Below are 13,768 nucleotides of genomic sequence, written 5' to 3'. Positions count from 1 at the left end.
GGCCCCGCTCATCCGGTCCCGAGCGCGAGGTACCGCGCGAGCCGCTGGTAGAGGGCGGCCGCGAGATCCGCGTCGTGCTCGCAGACCTCGGCGAAATCGTCCTTGCGGATCCGGATGAGCCGCGTGCGCGCCGCGGCCACGGGCAGATCGCCCTTGCGCCGCGCGCCCACGAGCGACTCGGGGAAGAGCAGCCCGGAAGACCCGACGCGCCGCCCGTCCGGCAGGTTCACGGCGCCGTCGAGCACCAGGTAAGCGACCAGATCGCTGGCGACGTCGCGCGGGATCCGATCCCCCGCGCAGAGCTCCACCTCGACGCCGGCCGCGAGCGCCCCGAGCACCGCCGCGGGGCTCATGCCGGCGAGGAGCGGGCACGCGGAGAGCACCGACAGATCACGCGAGGACGGGCCGGCGTCGTCCGCGCGCTTCACGAAGCGCTCCTTGATGTCGATGACGATCACGCTCGCGTTGTCGTGGCCCCCCCGCTCGCGCGCGTGGCCGAGGAGTCCGGCGGCGACCTCCTCGGGTCCGCCCTTCGAGCAGAAGCGGGAGAGCGCCGCCTCGCTGTCGACCGCGTTGTGCACCCCGTCGGTGCAGAGGACGATGCGGTCGCCGCGCGAGAGATCGACGAACACGGTGTCGACGGCGACGGTGCCCGCGAGCCCGATCGCGTTCACGAGCGGGTTCCGTTGCGGCTTCCTGGCCGGGGTCGGGTTGCCGGCCGCGCGGAGCGTATCGTAGAGGGCGTGGTCCTGGGTGAGCTGGACGGTGGTCGTCGGGCGAACCAGGTACGCGCGGCTGTCGCCCGCGTGGGCGAAGAACGCCCGGCTGTGCGCGAGCACGACGAAATCGAGCGTCGTGCCCATCCCCTGGTAGCTCGGCTCCGTGCGGCGCGCCTCCAGGATGGCCGCGTGCGCGGCCTCGCCCACGCGCCGGAGCAGCGCGAACACCTCGCGCCGCGCCTCGATGTTCGGGTCGGCCACGTACGCGTCGAGGATGTCGGCGGCGGGCGGACGGAGCACCTCGGCGCGCACCGTGTCGACGGCGATCTGAGCGGCGACCTCGCCCGCGGCGTGGCCGCCCATCCCGTCGGCGATGCCGAAGAGGGCGAGCTCGGGGCAACAGAGGATCCGGTCCTCATTGCTCGGGCGGACGAGGCCGACATCGGTCGATGCGGCGAACTCGATGCGATAGTCGAAGCGTGGGAGGATCCGGGACACCGCGACCAGGATAGACACCGTGCGGGCGGCGTCAAAATGGCGCGGCTGTCGACGACCGCGCGACGGCCCCGCGCCCGCTCGCCTGCGTCCGCCGGCGCTCGCCCCTGCCCCCCGCCGCGGGCGCGCCACGTCGCCGCCCCGCTGCCCCCCTCGCGCGGCGGCGCGCAGCGCGTCCGCGCCCTGGCCCGCCGACGCGGGCCGGCGCGCCCTGCGGGCCGCGGCGAGGCCGTGCCTCCGGCGGACACACCAGCGTGCAACGCGCACGGATCCACGGTTGGCCCGACTCTCGCGTCTTCGGGGAGCATGCAACTCATCGAGGTGGACGTCGGGCGCTTTCGGCTCGAATTGGGCGGAGGGCTCGGGCTGGAGGTCATCGTCCTGTTCAGCCGCTCGGTGGCCTTCTGGCGCTGGGGTGGCGAGCTCGTTGCGGAGGTCAGCGTCGGCGTGAGCTGAGCCGGACAGCCGTCGTCTCGACCTGAGCCCCGCCGGCCACAGCAGATTCGGGGCGCGCAGCGAAAGAGCCCCAGACGAAAAATTCCGGTAGGATTCGGCTCGACCGCATGAGGCCTCGCCGCTGTCTGACATCCACCACGCTCGCTCCTGCCGCGGCTCTGCCGGAGGCCTGCGCAGCGACTCCGCCGTTCACGCTCGAGCTCGGCGGTCCGACGCGGACTGCGGGGCGCGCGACCTCGCGCCGCTCGTGGAGCGCGCGATGACGGTAGAACCGCGGATCGACGTCGCCACGATGCGGCGCGCCCTGTCCACCGCCGAGGCGGTGATGGCGCTGAACCCTCCCGAGTCGCCGATGAGCGAGGGGTACCGGCTGTTCCGGGTGTCAGGCGGTGACGTCGCGTGGCTGGACCTGCCCGCGAACAGCGGCGCGTATGCCGTCTTCGGCTCGCACCCGCGCTGCGACATGAAGTTCGCGTCGGGCGACGACGTCTGCGTGCGCCACCTGGTCGCCACCTGCTGCAACCTCCCCGACGGCGCCTTCGGCCTGCGGCTCATGGATCTGCAGACCTCGATCCCCTTCTTCGTGGACGACGACGTGCCGCGGCGGTCGATCGTCGTCAGCGGCCCGCTGCTCGTGCGCATCGGCAAGCACGTGGTCGGCGGGCTCCCGGTCGGGCCGCGCGCCTCGTCGAGGGCGCTGGAGGTGAGCTCGTGCGGGATGAGCGAGCCGCCGCGCGGGATCGAGAGCATCGCGGGCAAGGCCGTCAGCGAGGGCGCCGCGCCGCCGGCGGCGACCGAGGGCATCACGACCAGCCACCGCTTCGCCCGCGGAGAGATCTCCCACATCACGTCGGTGCGCCCCGTCTCGCACATCGAGGAGATGGTGGCCCCGCGCGCGAAGAGCGGGTACGTGCGGCTCACGCTGCAATCGAGCGAGCGCAGCGCCGCGGTCGAGCTGCCCCAGCAAGCGCTCGACGACGGCGTGCTCCTCGGGCGCGCCGACAACTGCCTGGACCGCGGCCTGCGCGCCGTCCTGAGCACGCACATCTCGCGGACCCACCTGCTGCTCCTGCGGGACGGCACGGAGATCATGGCCCTCGATCTCTGCTCGACGAACGGGACGAGGTTCGCGGGCCAGAAGGTCCGCCGCGTGATGGTGCCCGCCGAGGGCCTCGCGCTCACGCTCGGCCCCGAGCTCACCCTGATCTGGCACCCGCAGATCTGACGCGCTGGCCGCGCCTCGCGTCCGCTGGCGCGCCCTCGCGGCGCGCTATGCGCTACGCCAGCAGCTGGCGCGCGATGACGAGGCGCTGGATCTGGCTCGTGCCCTCGTAGATCTGGAGGACCTTCGCGTCGCGCATCATCTTCTCGACGGGGTACTCCTTCACGTAGCCGTTGCCGCCGAACACCTGCACGGCGTCCACGGCCGTCTGCATGGCGCTGTCGGCGCCGTAGGCCTTCGCGAAGCTCGACACGATCGGGTCGCGCACCCCGTGATCGAGGTTCCACGCGGCCTTCTGGTAGAGCAGGCGCGTCCCCTCGACGCGGATCGCCATCTCCGCGAGCATCCACTGGATGAGCTGGTGGTTGCCGATCGGCTGGCCGAAGGTCTTGCGCTCCTTGGCGTAGGCCACGCACTCGTCGACGCAGCGCCGCATCAGGCCGGTCGCGGCCGCGCCGATGTCCGGGCGGGTCTGGTTGAAGGTCTCCATGGCGAGCTTGAAGCCCTGCCCCTCGGGCGCGAGCAGGTTCGCCTTCGGCACCTTCACATCGTCGAGGAACACCTGGGCGGTGTCGCTCGCGCGCTGGCCGAGCTTGTCCTCCTTCTTGCCGACGCGCACGCCGGGCGTGTCGCGGTCGACGATGAACGCCGCGATCCCCTTGTGCCGCAGCTCCGGGTTCGACGTCGCGAAGATCACGTAGTAGCGCGCGTAGCTCGCGTTCGTGATCCAGCACTTCTGCCCGTTCAGCACGTAGTCGTCCCCGTGCTTCGTGAAGCGGGTCTTGAGGCCCGCGACGTCGCTGCCCGCGTCCGGCTCGCTCGTGCAGTAGCTCGCCATGATCGGCTCGGCGGTGAGCATGCCGAGGTACTTCTTCTTCTGCTCCTCGCTGCCGGCGAGCTTGATGGGGGTGAGCGCGAGGCCGTTCGCGAGGAAGCTCGTCTGGATCCCGGTACAACCCGTACGAGAGCTCCTCGGCGAGGAGGGCGTTCTCGAGCTCGCCCATCCCCGGGCCGCCGTACTCGGCCGGGCAGGTCGGGTTGACGAGCCCGATGTTCCAGCCCTCCACGAAGACATCCATCGGGAAGTACGATTTCTGATCGCACTCGGCCGCGATCGGGAGGATGCGCTCCTTCGTGAAGCGACGCGCCGTATCGATGAGAGCCTTGTGCTCTTCGCTCACAGAGAAATCGACCACCTTGTGACCTCCGGCTCGTGGGGCGGGGACGGCGCTCACCGAGCCCGCCAGCTACGCGGGACGAGGGGCCTGCGCCCCCGTCACTGCTTCATTCTGCGCTTACGTCGCTCTAGCTCGGCCCGCACGGCGCGGCTGCCCAGGATGTAGCCGACGATCAGCCCGAGCATCAGCACCACGGGGATGTAGAGCGCGTGCTGCGGGGTCATCTCCCCCAGGTTCGGCATCAGCTCGCCCCCTGGCCTGCTCCAGACCGCGCCTTCTGCACGGCGGCCTCCAGCGCGTCGATGCGCCGGTCGATCTGCTTCTGCCGGCGCCAGGAGAGGAAGACCAGCGCGAAGAGGATGAGCCAGATCGCGGCGTACGCCTCGACCAGCAGCTTCTCTCCGCTCTGCATGTCGTTCCCCCCCTGGACGGGGCGGAACGCCTGCGACCGGTCGTCCGACGTGGTGCCCGTCGGCTGCTGCAACGCCGCATGGGAGAACAAGGAATGATGGGAATTCACGTTGTCAGTCCTCTCCGATGCCGGCTTCGAGGGCCTCTTGCTCGATCTCCGCGAGCCGCGCGGACGCGAGATCGACGCGGTAGCGCGCCCACACGAGCGCGAGGGTGAGCAGGGTGAACGAGAGGAAGCCGAAGCCGAGCGCCATCTTCATGTCGGGGTGCCCGAGGCCGCCGCCTTTGCCCGTGATGACCGTGGGGTGGTTACCGCCCCACATCTTCACCGAATAATGGATGATCGGCAGGTTGGCCGCGCCGAGGACGCCCAGGGCCGCCGCGAACTTGCGCTCGGCGTCGCTGTCGCCGGTGAAGGCGCGGAGCACGACGTAAGCGATGTAGATAAGCACGCTGAGCAGCGACGTCGTGAGGCGCGGATCCCACGTCCAGTACACGCCCCACGCCTTGGCGGCCCACAGCGGACCGGTGACGAGGACGATCAGCCCCATCGCCACGGCGACCTCGGCGCCGGCCTTCGCCAGCGAATCCCAGCGCTGGGTGCCGCGCGCGAGGTAGCCGGCGGAGCCGATGAAGCAGACGGTCGCGCCGATGTACATCGCGTACCCGGCGGGGGCGTGGAAGTAGAAGATCTTCTGCACGATCCCCATCGTGGCCTCGGTCGGCACGACGTACGCCACGAAGTGGAGAGTGCCGATGATGGCGAGGGCCGACGCCGCGAGCAGGACGTAAAACGCGATGCTGGCGCCCGCGGAGGCCCCGCTCGCCGCGCGCCGCGCCGCATCACCGCTCGCTGCCAAAGCCACCTTGTGCGGCGCCCGCTCGACGTTGACGTTGGCTCCCATGCTGTCCGCGCACCGTACTGCCAAGGACGGTCGCGTTCAAGCCGGGGTGACGCGGAGCCGAGCGACGCAGCGCGTGCCTCAGCGCGGCCGCCCCCCTCGCTCAGGTGCCGTCCGGCGCGATGGCGTCCCAGCCGGTCGCCTTCGCGAGCCGCGACATCGCCATGTCGAGATCCATCGTCGCGTTCAGCTGGTTAAATCGGTTCGTGGCATATGCCTTGGCTGGATCGATGAGATCCTTGTCCGTCATGGTCCCGACGTCGATTCCTTGCTGCACCATCACGAGCCAGCGCTTCCCGTACTTGGTCGCCTTGCTGTAGGCGTCGAGCCGCTTCTGGGCCTCCACGACCTCGGCATAGGCGGTCTCGACCTCGGTCGCGACCCCGCCCATGGCGAAGCGCTGCGTCGCCGCCATCTCCTCGAGCTGCGCCTCGGCGGCGCGGATGCGCGCCGCTTGCGGCAAGAGGTCGAGCTTCCACTGCAGCGCGAGCGCCGCGCTGTAGTGGAAGAAGTTGCCGGGGTCGTTGGTGAACGGGTTCAGCTGATCCGCGACCTCCGGGGCGGCGCTCACCCCGACCTGCACGGCGATGCCGATGTCGGGGAACAGCTGCGCGCGCGCGAGCCGCACCTGCGCGGACCTCGCGTCGAAGCCCGCGCGCGCCTGCGCGAGCTCCGGTCGGTACAGGCGCGCCGCGGTCAGGTAACGGGTGACGTGGCCGAGCCGGTGCTTCGGCGGGCGGATCGGGAGGTCGGGGATGTCGAGATCCGCGACGCCCGTGTAGAAGCGCAGCCCCGCCAGCGCGACCGAGATGTATTTGTCGGCCTCGGCCCCGCGCGCCTCGAGCTCGGCCCCGAAGGTCTGCAGCTTGAGCAGCTCGATGGGATCGCCCTCCTCGCGCTCGACCTGCTCCTCCAAGCGCCGGAGCGCCTTGTCCATCTCGGCCCTCACGTCCACGAGCAGGCTGCGCGAGTCGCGCGCCAGCTGGAGGCCGAAGTAGGCCTTGCGGACGTCGAGCCGCACCGCGTCCCGCTCCTTCTCGACGCTCGCCTGGTTCACCCGGACGTTCGCCTCGGCGGCGTCCCAGAGGTTCGTGATCTTCCCGAACGTCCAGAGCGGGATGACGCCGTCGATGTTCACGCGCCAGCCGACCCCGAGGCTCGAGGTGAGCGAGACGTCGGTGTTCGGGCTGAAGACGTTGTTCCCGCGGACGGTCGGCGCGAGCGCGACGCCGCCTGTCAGCTTGAACTGCGAGAACGGGGCGAACCGGGCCTCGTCGAGCTGCGCGCGGACCTGGTCGAGCTTCGCGCGGGCGACGGCGACGTTCGGGTGATTGCGGTCGGCGAGCGCGAGGACGCCCGGGAGATCGTGGACCACCGCCGCCCGCCGCCCGGGAGCCCCGCCGGCGTCGGCGGCGGCAGCAGAAAGCGGCGCCAGCCGGACCGCGAGGGAAACGGCGGCGGCAGCAACGGCAGCTCGTGCAGCGCGTCGGGCCATTTTCGGCGCAACGTAGCACGAGCCGGCCGCGCGCTTCTGCGACGTGCGCGCCCGACGTGCGCCGACGTGTCCGCGCGTCAGCCCGCGCCGCCCTTGCCCGGCGCCGCCCCGTCGGTCTCCCCCTGCGCGGCCTCGTCTCCGCGCGAGGCGACCTTTTTCTTCAGCCTCCGGAAGTTCGAGCGATCCATCCCCGCCTGCCGCGCCGCCTCGCTGAGGTTGTTGCCCGTGCGCTCCAGCAGGCGCCCGACGTAGATCTGATCGAACGCATCGACGGCGCGCTCCTTGGCCTCCGCGTAGGGGAGATCGCAGAGCTCGGCCGGCAGGACGAGCGCGTCCCTCGGAGGGCGAAGCGACGGCCCGGAGCGCCCCGACACCGAGGGCGGCAGATCCGCGGGCAGGATCGCCTCGCCGCGCGCGGAGATCACGGCGTGCTCGATGGCGCTCTCGAGCTCGCGCGCGTTGCCCGGCCACGCGTGCTCGCGGAGCAGGCGCGCCGCCTCGGGGCCGATCCGCTTGACGTCGCGCCCGTGCCTGCGCGCGCACCGGTTCAGGAAGTGGCTCGCGAGCAGCGCGACGTCCTCCCTGCGCCGCCGGAGCGGCGGCAGCTCGACGACGATGACGCCGAGGCGGTACGCGAGATCCTCCCGGAGCTGGCCGGAAGAGGCGAGCTCGCGGAGGCCTTCGCACGTCGACGCGATCACGCGCACGTCCACGCGGCGCGGCTCGCCCCCCGCCCTCGCGATCTCGCCGTGCGTGAGGACCCGGAGCAGCCTGGCCTGGGCCGCGAGCGGCAGCGCCGAGACCTCGTCGAGGAAGAGCGTGCCCTTGTCCGCCGCCTCGATCAGGCCCCCGCGGGCGCGGCCGTCCAGCGAGGCGTCGCCGCCTTCGCCGAAGAGCTCGTCCTCGGCCCGCGACGGCGGCAGCGCGCTGCAGTCGACGGCGACGAACGGCCGCGCGGCGCGCGGGCCGCGCCGGTGGACGGCGCGCGCGACGAGCTCCTTGCCCGTCCCGCGCTCGCCCACCAGCAGGAGGGGCGCGGCGACGGCCGCCACGCCGAGCGCCTTCCTGTAGGCGTCCTGCATCGCGGCGGAGCTCGTGATCACCTCGCCGAGCTGCTCGTGCTCGTCGACCCGCTCCTCGAGGGCCCGCGCGCGGCGCTCGAGCCGACGGCGCTCGATCGCGCGCTCGATCGTGATCGCGACCGCGGCCTCCGCGTCGACGGGCTTCGTCACGAACCCGTACGCGCCGGCGCGAACGGCCGCGATCGCGGCGTCGAGGTCGGCGTGGCCGGCCATCACCACGACCTCGACGTCGGGGTACGCGGCCCTGATCCGATCGAGCACCTCGGCGCCGCTCATGCGCGGCATGGCGAGGTCGAGCAGCACCGCCTCGACGCGGGTCGTCGCGAGCAGCCCGAGCGCCGCGGGGCCGTCCTCGGCGGTGAGGACGTCGAAATCGCGCACGAGCGCGCGCGCCAGGCCGCGGCGCAGGGCGGGCTCGTCGTCGACGAGGAGGATACGGGCGCGATCTGCGGCGTTCACGAGGCGGAGCGGCGAGCGGGGCTAGAGCGGCTTGCGTGACGGGAAGGGCGGGAGGTCGGTGCCCCGGCGCGTCTGCGGCTCCCTCGGCTCCTCCGTGGCCACGTGCGTCGCGGCGAAGGCCGGATCGCTCGAGCGCCGGAGCTTCCCCGGCGGGGGTGAGGACTGCGGCTCGCCGCTCGCCGTCGGCGTGTAGATGTGGCCGTGCTGCTGGAAGACGCAGATCCGGTTGCCGCCCTCGCGCTTCGCCTGGTTGAGCGCGCTCTCCGCGGCGCGGATCAGCGCGTCCTTGGAGCGGACGTCGCGCGAGGGGTAGAGCGAGACGCCGATCGAGACGCTGCACGGCCTCGCCTCTCCGCCGAACTCGACCGGGTTGCCGGAGGCCTCGCGCCAGATCCGCTCGGCCACCGTCAGCGACCCGGCGAAGTGGGTGCTCGGCAGGACGATGAGGAACTCCTCGCCGCCGTAGCGCGCGACCACGTCCACCTCCCGGACGGAGCGGCGGATCCCGTCGGCCACGCGCCGGATCACGGCGTCGCCGAGCGTGCGCCCCCCGGTCTCGTTCATCGCCTTCAGCCGATCGATGTCGACGAGCACGCAGGCGAACGGCTCGTGGTAGCGCTCCGCGCGCTTGAACTCCTCGTTGAGGCGCGTGAAGAGGTAACGGTAGTTGTAGAGCCCCGTCATCTCGTCGTGGATGGAGAGCTGCTCCAGGTAGGCGCGCTGCGCCGCGACCTGGTCGTGCAGCCGCTTGATCCGGAGCATCGCCCCGACCCGCGCGAGGAGCTCCTCCTCCTCGAACGGCTTGCAGACGTAGTCGTCGGCGCCGATCTTGAGCCCCTCGACCCGGTTCGCCGTGTCGCTCTTCACGGTGACCAGCACGACGGGGAGGAACGACTCCGAGGTCATGCTCTTGAGCAGCCTGCACGCCTCGAGGCCGGTGAGCCGAGGCATCACGATGTCGAGGAGCACGAGATCGACCCCTCCCCGCCCGATCAGCTCGATCGCCTCCTGACCGTCGTCGACCGCCTCGACCTGGAAGCCCGCCTTCTGAAGGATGCTCGCCAGCATCTGGCGCGCGAGGCGGTCGTCGTCCGCGACGACGATCCTGGCCGGTCGACCGCTCGGGAGCTCGATCGGCGCGGAGAGCGGAGCGCTTCGGAGTTCGTCGCTGTTCGGCACCGGCACATCCTCCCTTCAGCCGGGGCCGGGCGCAACGAGATCGCGCTGCGGTGGACGCCGCCTCGCCGTCGGTCGCGCGCGATCGCGCGCGATCGCGCGCGGTGGGGCCGCCGATCGCAGGAGTTGCTCGGGCAGGTTCCCCGTGCATCGCCGATCTCGCGCGGGCTGCCGTCGCGCTGGTTTCGCGGTAAGGACCCGGCATGACTCAGGCGCGGTTCTGGAAGCTCGCGGCGCTCGCGCTGGCCTTCACGCTCGGCGTGATCCTGTGGGGCGCGTTCGTGCGCGCGACCGGCTCGGGGGCCGGCTGCGGCAGCCACTGGCCGACGTGCAACGGCGACGTCATCCCGCGCTCTCCGAGCGCGGCGACCTTCATCGAGTTCACGCACCGCGCCACCTCGGGCATCGCGTTCCTGCTCGTCGCGCAGCAGCTCGTCTGGGCCTTCGTCGCTTATCCGTCGGGCCACCCGGTGCGCGGCGGCGCGGCCGCGTCGATGCTGTTCATGATCACCGAGGCGGCGGTCGGCGCCGGGATCGTCCTGCTCGAGTACGTCGCGCACGACGCGTCCGCGGCGCGCGCGCTCTGGATGGCCGTGCACCTCATCAACACGTTCCTGCTGGTGGCCGCCATGACCTGCACCCTCTACTGGGCGCGCGGGGGCCGGCGCGTGCGCTTGCGCGGCCAGGGGGTGACGGGCGCGCTGCTCGGCGCCGGGCTCGCAGGCGTCCTCGCCGTGGGTGTGACCGGGGCCATCGCCGCGCTCGGGGACACGCTCTTCGCCGCGGGCTCGCTCCGCGAGGGGCTGGCGCAGGATTTCTCGCCCGCGGCGCATTTCCTGCTGCAGCTGCGCGTGCTGCACCCGACCGTGGCGGCGGCCGTGGGCGTCTACCTCCTCTTCGCCCGCGGCGCCGTCGCTGCCCGGCGCCCCTCGCCCGAGGTCGCGCGGCTCTCGGCGGCGACCGGAGCGCTCGTGCTGCTGCAGATCGGCGCGGGGCTCCTCAACCTCTTGTTGCTCGCGCCGGTGTGGATGCAGCTCGTCCACCTGCTGCTCGCCGATCTCCTGTGGATGGTCCTCGTCACGTTCGCCGCGGCGGCGATGGGCGAGCCGGCCTCGGCGGCGGACGCAGGCCCGCCCGGGGAGAAGGCCCGGCGGGAGGCCGTCGCCATCTAGTCCCCCTCTGGCGGTGAGCTCGGCCTCGGCCCGGACCCCGGCCGCGGCCAGCCGGAACGCTAGAGATCCGAGCTCTCGTCGCTCCCGGGCTCCTGCGAGATCGTGCGGCGCTCCGAGCGCTTGCGCGCTCCCTCGGCCGGCGCCGCGGCGCGCTGCTCGGGGACGGACGGGGGGAAGTCGACCTGGAGCACCATCCCTTGATCGGTCTCGAGCACGCGGTAGGCCGCGTCGGTCTGGGTGCGCAGGTCGATCACCATGTCGAGATCGTTGCCCTGGCCGACGAGCTGCACCTGGGTCACCGGGGTCGCGAAGAACGACGTCACGAGCGGGAAGCGGTTCGTCTGGATCGCCCCTGCGCCCTTCAGCCGGTAGACGAGGCGCCCGGCGGCCTTCGACTCGGCGACGTCGACCTTGCCGCCGTGGATCTGCACGAACACGCGCGAGCCGCCGGCCGGGAGCATGCGGAAGCCGGGGAAGGTGGCGACCGGCCGCCCGGCGAGGCTCGCCTGCGCGTCTTTCTTGGGCTTGCGCGCGCGCCCGGGGCGCTTCGGCGCGCCGGCGCTGCCGCCGCGCGGCTTGTTGACCGCCGGCTTCTGCGGGGCGGCGGCCTTCTCCGGCGCCGCGGCGGCCTTCGGGGCCGGCTGCGCGGTGGCGCCCTGCCCGAGGGCGAGCGACGAGGCGAGGCCGAGGGCGAGCAGAAGGCTCAGCGAGAGGTGCCTGGAAGGTCGCATCCTAGCAGTACAGCACGACCGCCTGGCCCGGCAAAGGCGGCAGCACGTTAAGCTCCGCGTGTGCCGGCCCGCGCTCCACGCTTCTCGCACGTCATCGGGGTCGACGACGCGCCGTTCGCCCGCGACCACCGCGGCGACGTGCAGGTCGTCGGGACCGTCTTTTCGGGGCTGCGCCTCGAGGGCGTCCTCTCCACCCGCGTGAGGCGCGACGGGCGGAACGCCACGCCCGCGATCGCCGCGATGATCCGCGGCTCCCGCTTCTACGCCCAGGCGCAGGTGGTCATGCTCCAGGGCATCGCGGTGGCGGGCTTCAACGTCGTCGATCTCGCGGCGCTGCACGAAGCCCTCGCCCTGCCGGTCGTGGTGGTGGCGCGGCGCCTCCCGGACCTCGACGCGATCCGCGACGCGTTGCTCTCGCGCGTCCGGGGAGGGCGCCGCAAGTGGGCGCTCATCGAGCGCGCCGGCCCGATGGAGCCCGTCGCGAGCGTGTACGTGCAGCGCGCCGGGATCTCGCTGGACGACGCGAGCGCGCTGATCGCGCGGCTCTCGGTGAACGGCCACCTCCCCGAGCCCCTGCGCGCCGCGCACCTCATCGCCGGCGGCCTGACCACCGGCGAGAGCCGCGGGCGCGCGTAACGGTACGGCGACGAGCCGCTGTCACGCGCGAGCCGCGACGGATCGCGCGCGTCAGAGCGCCTGCCGGCGCGAAGCGCTGGCGGCGCCCGCCTTCTCGGCCTTCTTCCCGCGGCCTGTCACCTTCGAGTAGATGACGTCGAGGTTGGCGTTGATGTCGAGATAGAACTGGGCGTCAGGGCTATAGAAGAAGCTCCTGCGCTGGCCGTCCTCCCCGAGCTGCGCCGTTGTGTTGTTGTAGCCGAGCGTGAGGTCGACGACCTCGTAGACCGGGTAGCTCACGTTGATGTCGAACGCCGTGTTCGGGAGGTAGGTGGCCCCGTCGAAGGTATACGGGGCGCAGCCGGTGCTGATCTTGAGGCATCCCTCTCCGAGCTCGGGCTTGAACCGGCTGAGCAGCCCGAAGCTCGTCCCCAGCGAGAGGTCCTTGTAGAGCGGCACGTCGAGATCGAGGCTCGTGGTCAGGCGATTGAGGACCTGGGCATACCCGCTCAGCTGTTCGTCGAGCTCGCTCTCACCGCTCGGGTTCTGCCGGAGTCGTCGGAGATCCGGGTTCACCCGCATGATCGATCTGGAGAACAGGTGGGCATACGTCACGCCGAGCGTCGCCGTCACATGGTTGAGCCCGTCGGCCTTCGAACCGAGCAGCTTGATCTTCTGGCTCACCTGCGGACCGACCGACACGGTGAAGTAGTCGCCCGAGTTCCAGCTCTGCGGCGAGGTCGGCAGGGTCACGCGCAGCCGCATGGCGGCGTCCGTCTTGTACTCGCCTTTGTTCGCGCCGCCGCTCTCCCAGAGCGCGCGGCTGTACCGGGCGCCGAGCGTCGTGTCCTTGAGCTGCGGCTCCCGGTACGTGGCGGTGGTGTCGCTGTTCGTGAGCTCGACGAGCCAGCCGATCTCGGCCGACAGCGACACCTTGTCCTTGGGGCGGTCGAGCAGGTAGTAGCTCGGCCGCAGCGTGAAATCCCAGCCGTAGACCTGGATGTCGGGCGTGTACTCGCCGCCGACGCCGAAGAGGGTCGTGCTGCCGGCCTGGTTCCAGGTGAAGCTCGTCCCGCGCCAGCGCAGGTTCGTCTCTTCGTCCTCCTCCTGCACGGTATCGGCCGCGGTGGCCAGATCCATCCGCACCACCGGGGAGACCACGGCGTCGGACCGCGGTGTCACCGGGGCCGACGGCGGCTCTGCCGGAGGCTCCGGCTGCGCCGGGGGCGCTGGCTCCGCCGGCGGAGCGGCGGCGGGCGCAGCAGCCACCCCCGGCGCAGCCGCAGGGGCACCGGGAGCCGCGGCAGGAGCGCCGGGCGCGGCAGCGGGAGCGCCGGGCGCGGCCGGCGCCGGGGCGGCCGGTTGCTGCGGCGGCTGGGGCGGCGTGAGATCGGCCGGTGGAGCTGTCGGCTGCGCGGGCGGCGTCTGCGCGGACGCCACCGAGATGCTGCCCAGGACACCGGCAGCCACAAGCAACGATCGGAACGTCATCTCCACTCCCTCTCCTGGTCGCCTCGGACCCTCACGCTCCACCGCGCGCTCTGCCAGACGTCGGCCCACCCTCCGCGCGCGCCGTCCACCGGCGCGGTCAGCGCGCCGGGACACCTGCTCGGTCCGCCCCCTTTGCAGAAAACGTACCCTGCCGCAAATCATCT

At 72.1% G+C, this 13,768-nt stretch carries 14 protein-coding genes and 1 pseudogene; 4 read left to right on the top strand and 11 right to left on the bottom strand.

Features of this window, described 5'->3' with window-relative positions; translation table 11 throughout:
• Positions 1–8 precede the first annotated feature (8 nt).
• A complete protein-coding gene (locus POL72_RS24945) occupies positions 9–1,235 on the bottom strand; it encodes a protein phosphatase 2C domain-containing protein (RefSeq protein ID WP_272098062.1) in 1,227 nt (408 codons plus the stop codon).
• Between the two features lie 285 nt (positions 1,236–1,520).
• Between POL72_RS24945 and POL72_RS24940 the strand changes: the two genes are divergently transcribed.
• Together POL72_RS24940 and POL72_RS24935 are read left to right on the top strand one after the other, a co-directional pair.
• Positions 1,521–1,670, top strand: a complete 150-nt coding sequence (locus POL72_RS24940) for a hypothetical protein (RefSeq protein WP_272098061.1) — start codon at positions 1,521–1,523, stop codon at positions 1,668–1,670.
• A 259-nt stretch (positions 1,671–1,929) separates the two neighbouring features.
• Positions 1,930–2,895, top strand: coding sequence for an FHA domain-containing protein (locus POL72_RS24935; protein WP_272098060.1), 966 nt, complete (start codon positions 1,930–1,932; stop codon positions 2,893–2,895).
• Positions 2,896–2,947: 52 nt separating this feature from the next.
• On the opposite strand, the gene POL72_RS24930 is transcribed toward POL72_RS24935, so the two are convergent.
• From POL72_RS24930 to POL72_RS51295, 8 genes and pseudogenes are all read right to left on the bottom strand, one after another.
• The gene (locus POL72_RS24930; RefSeq protein ID WP_272098059.1) at positions 2,948–3,751 is read right to left on the bottom strand and encodes an acyl-CoA dehydrogenase family protein; all 804 of its coding nucleotides are present in this window, start codon (positions 3,749–3,751) and stop codon (positions 2,948–2,950) included.
• Positions 3,752–3,908: 157 nt separating this feature from the next.
• Positions 3,909–4,073: pseudogene (locus tag POL72_RS24925) on the bottom strand (acyl-CoA dehydrogenase family protein); the annotation flags it as partial.
• A gap of 95 nt (positions 4,074–4,168) precedes the next feature.
• Positions 4,169–4,312: a hypothetical protein gene (locus tag POL72_RS24920; RefSeq protein ID WP_272098058.1), complete on the bottom strand. Its 144-nt coding sequence runs from the start codon at positions 4,310–4,312 to the stop codon at positions 4,169–4,171.
• Positions 4,312–4,590 carry a CcmD family protein gene (locus POL72_RS24915; protein WP_272098057.1) on the bottom strand — a complete coding sequence of 93 codons (279 nt, stop codon included), beginning with the start codon at positions 4,588–4,590 and terminating at the stop codon, positions 4,312–4,314. The genes POL72_RS24920 and POL72_RS24915 overlap by 1 nt, the downstream gene beginning before the upstream one ends.
• A 4-nt stretch (positions 4,591–4,594) precedes the next feature.
• Entirely contained in the window at positions 4,595–5,386 is a 792-nt protein-coding gene (locus POL72_RS24910) for a cytochrome c biogenesis protein (RefSeq protein WP_272098056.1), read from the bottom strand.
• Positions 5,387–5,486: 100 nt separating this feature from the next.
• Complete coding sequence (locus POL72_RS24905) at positions 5,487–6,758, bottom strand: TolC family protein (protein ID WP_272098055.1); 1,272 nt, start codon at positions 6,756–6,758, stop codon at positions 5,487–5,489.
• Between the two features lie 197 nt (positions 6,759–6,955).
• On the bottom strand, positions 6,956–8,419 hold the full coding sequence (locus POL72_RS24900; RefSeq protein WP_272098054.1) for a sigma-54-dependent transcriptional regulator: 1,464 nt from the start codon (positions 8,417–8,419) through the stop codon (positions 6,956–6,958).
• Positions 8,420–8,440: 21 nt separating this feature from the next.
• Complete coding sequence (locus POL72_RS51295; protein WP_272098053.1) at positions 8,441–9,598, bottom strand: diguanylate cyclase; 1,158 nt, start codon at positions 9,596–9,598, stop codon at positions 8,441–8,443.
• A 200-nt stretch (positions 9,599–9,798) separates the two neighbouring features.
• On the opposite strand from POL72_RS51295, the gene POL72_RS24890 reads away from it, so the two are divergent.
• Positions 9,799–10,767 carry a COX15/CtaA family protein gene (locus POL72_RS24890; protein ID WP_272098052.1) on the top strand — a complete coding sequence of 323 codons (969 nt, stop codon included), beginning with the start codon at positions 9,799–9,801 and terminating at the stop codon, positions 10,765–10,767.
• 59 nt (positions 10,768–10,826) lie between these two features.
• Here POL72_RS24890 and POL72_RS24885 read toward each other — a convergent pair whose 3' ends face one another.
• The gene (locus POL72_RS24885; protein WP_272098051.1) at positions 10,827–11,498 is read right to left on the bottom strand and encodes an AMIN domain-containing protein; all 672 of its coding nucleotides are present in this window, start codon (positions 11,496–11,498) and stop codon (positions 10,827–10,829) included.
• Positions 11,499–11,558: 60 nt separating this feature from the next.
• On the opposite strand from POL72_RS24885, the gene POL72_RS24880 reads away from it, so the two are divergent.
• Complete coding sequence (locus tag POL72_RS24880; protein WP_272098050.1) at positions 11,559–12,134, top strand: endonuclease dU; 576 nt, start codon at positions 11,559–11,561, stop codon at positions 12,132–12,134.
• A 51-nt stretch (positions 12,135–12,185) separates the two neighbouring features.
• Here POL72_RS24880 and POL72_RS24875 read toward each other — a convergent pair whose 3' ends face one another.
• Positions 12,186–13,604 carry a hypothetical protein gene (locus POL72_RS24875; RefSeq protein WP_272098049.1) on the bottom strand — a complete coding sequence of 473 codons (1,419 nt, stop codon included), beginning with the start codon at positions 13,602–13,604 and terminating at the stop codon, positions 12,186–12,188.
• Positions 13,605–13,768 lie beyond the last annotated feature (164 nt).

It is taken from the genome of Sorangium aterium (genome assembly GCF_028368935.1).
In the GTDB taxonomy this organism is placed as follows: domain Bacteria; phylum Myxococcota_A; class Polyangia; order Polyangiales; family Polyangiaceae; genus Sorangium; species Sorangium atrum.
Note: the sequence above shows the minus strand (reverse complement) of the source record. Positions and strands in the feature narration are given on the sequence as shown.

What these genes read in the sequence shown, in the direction of transcription:
- POL72_RS24940 (WP_272098061.1), top strand. Translation starts at nt 1,521, where the DNA reads ATGCAACTCATCGAGGTGGACGTCGGGCGCTTTCGGCTCGAATTGGGC.
- POL72_RS24935 (WP_272098060.1), top strand. Translation starts at nt 1,930, where the DNA reads ATGACGGTAGAACCGCGGATCGACGTCGCCACGATGCGGCGCGCCCTG.
- POL72_RS24930 (WP_272098059.1), bottom strand. Translation starts at nt 3,751, where the DNA reads ATGCTCACCGCCGAGCCGATCATGGCGAGCTACTGCACGAGCGAGCCG.
- POL72_RS24920 (WP_272098058.1), bottom strand. Translation starts at nt 4,312, where the DNA reads ATGCCGAACCTGGGGGAGATGACCCCGCAGCACGCGCTCTACATCCCC.
- POL72_RS24910 (WP_272098056.1), bottom strand. Translation starts at nt 5,386, where the DNA reads ATGGGAGCCAACGTCAACGTCGAGCGGGCGCCGCACAAGGTGGCTTTG.
- POL72_RS24890 (WP_272098052.1), top strand. Translation starts at nt 9,799, where the DNA reads ATGACTCAGGCGCGGTTCTGGAAGCTCGCGGCGCTCGCGCTGGCCTTC.
- POL72_RS24885 (WP_272098051.1), bottom strand. Translation starts at nt 11,498, where the DNA reads ATGCGACCTTCCAGGCACCTCTCGCTGAGCCTTCTGCTCGCCCTCGGC.
- POL72_RS24875 (WP_272098049.1), bottom strand. Translation starts at nt 13,604, where the DNA reads ATGACGTTCCGATCGTTGCTTGTGGCTGCCGGTGTCCTGGGCAGCATC.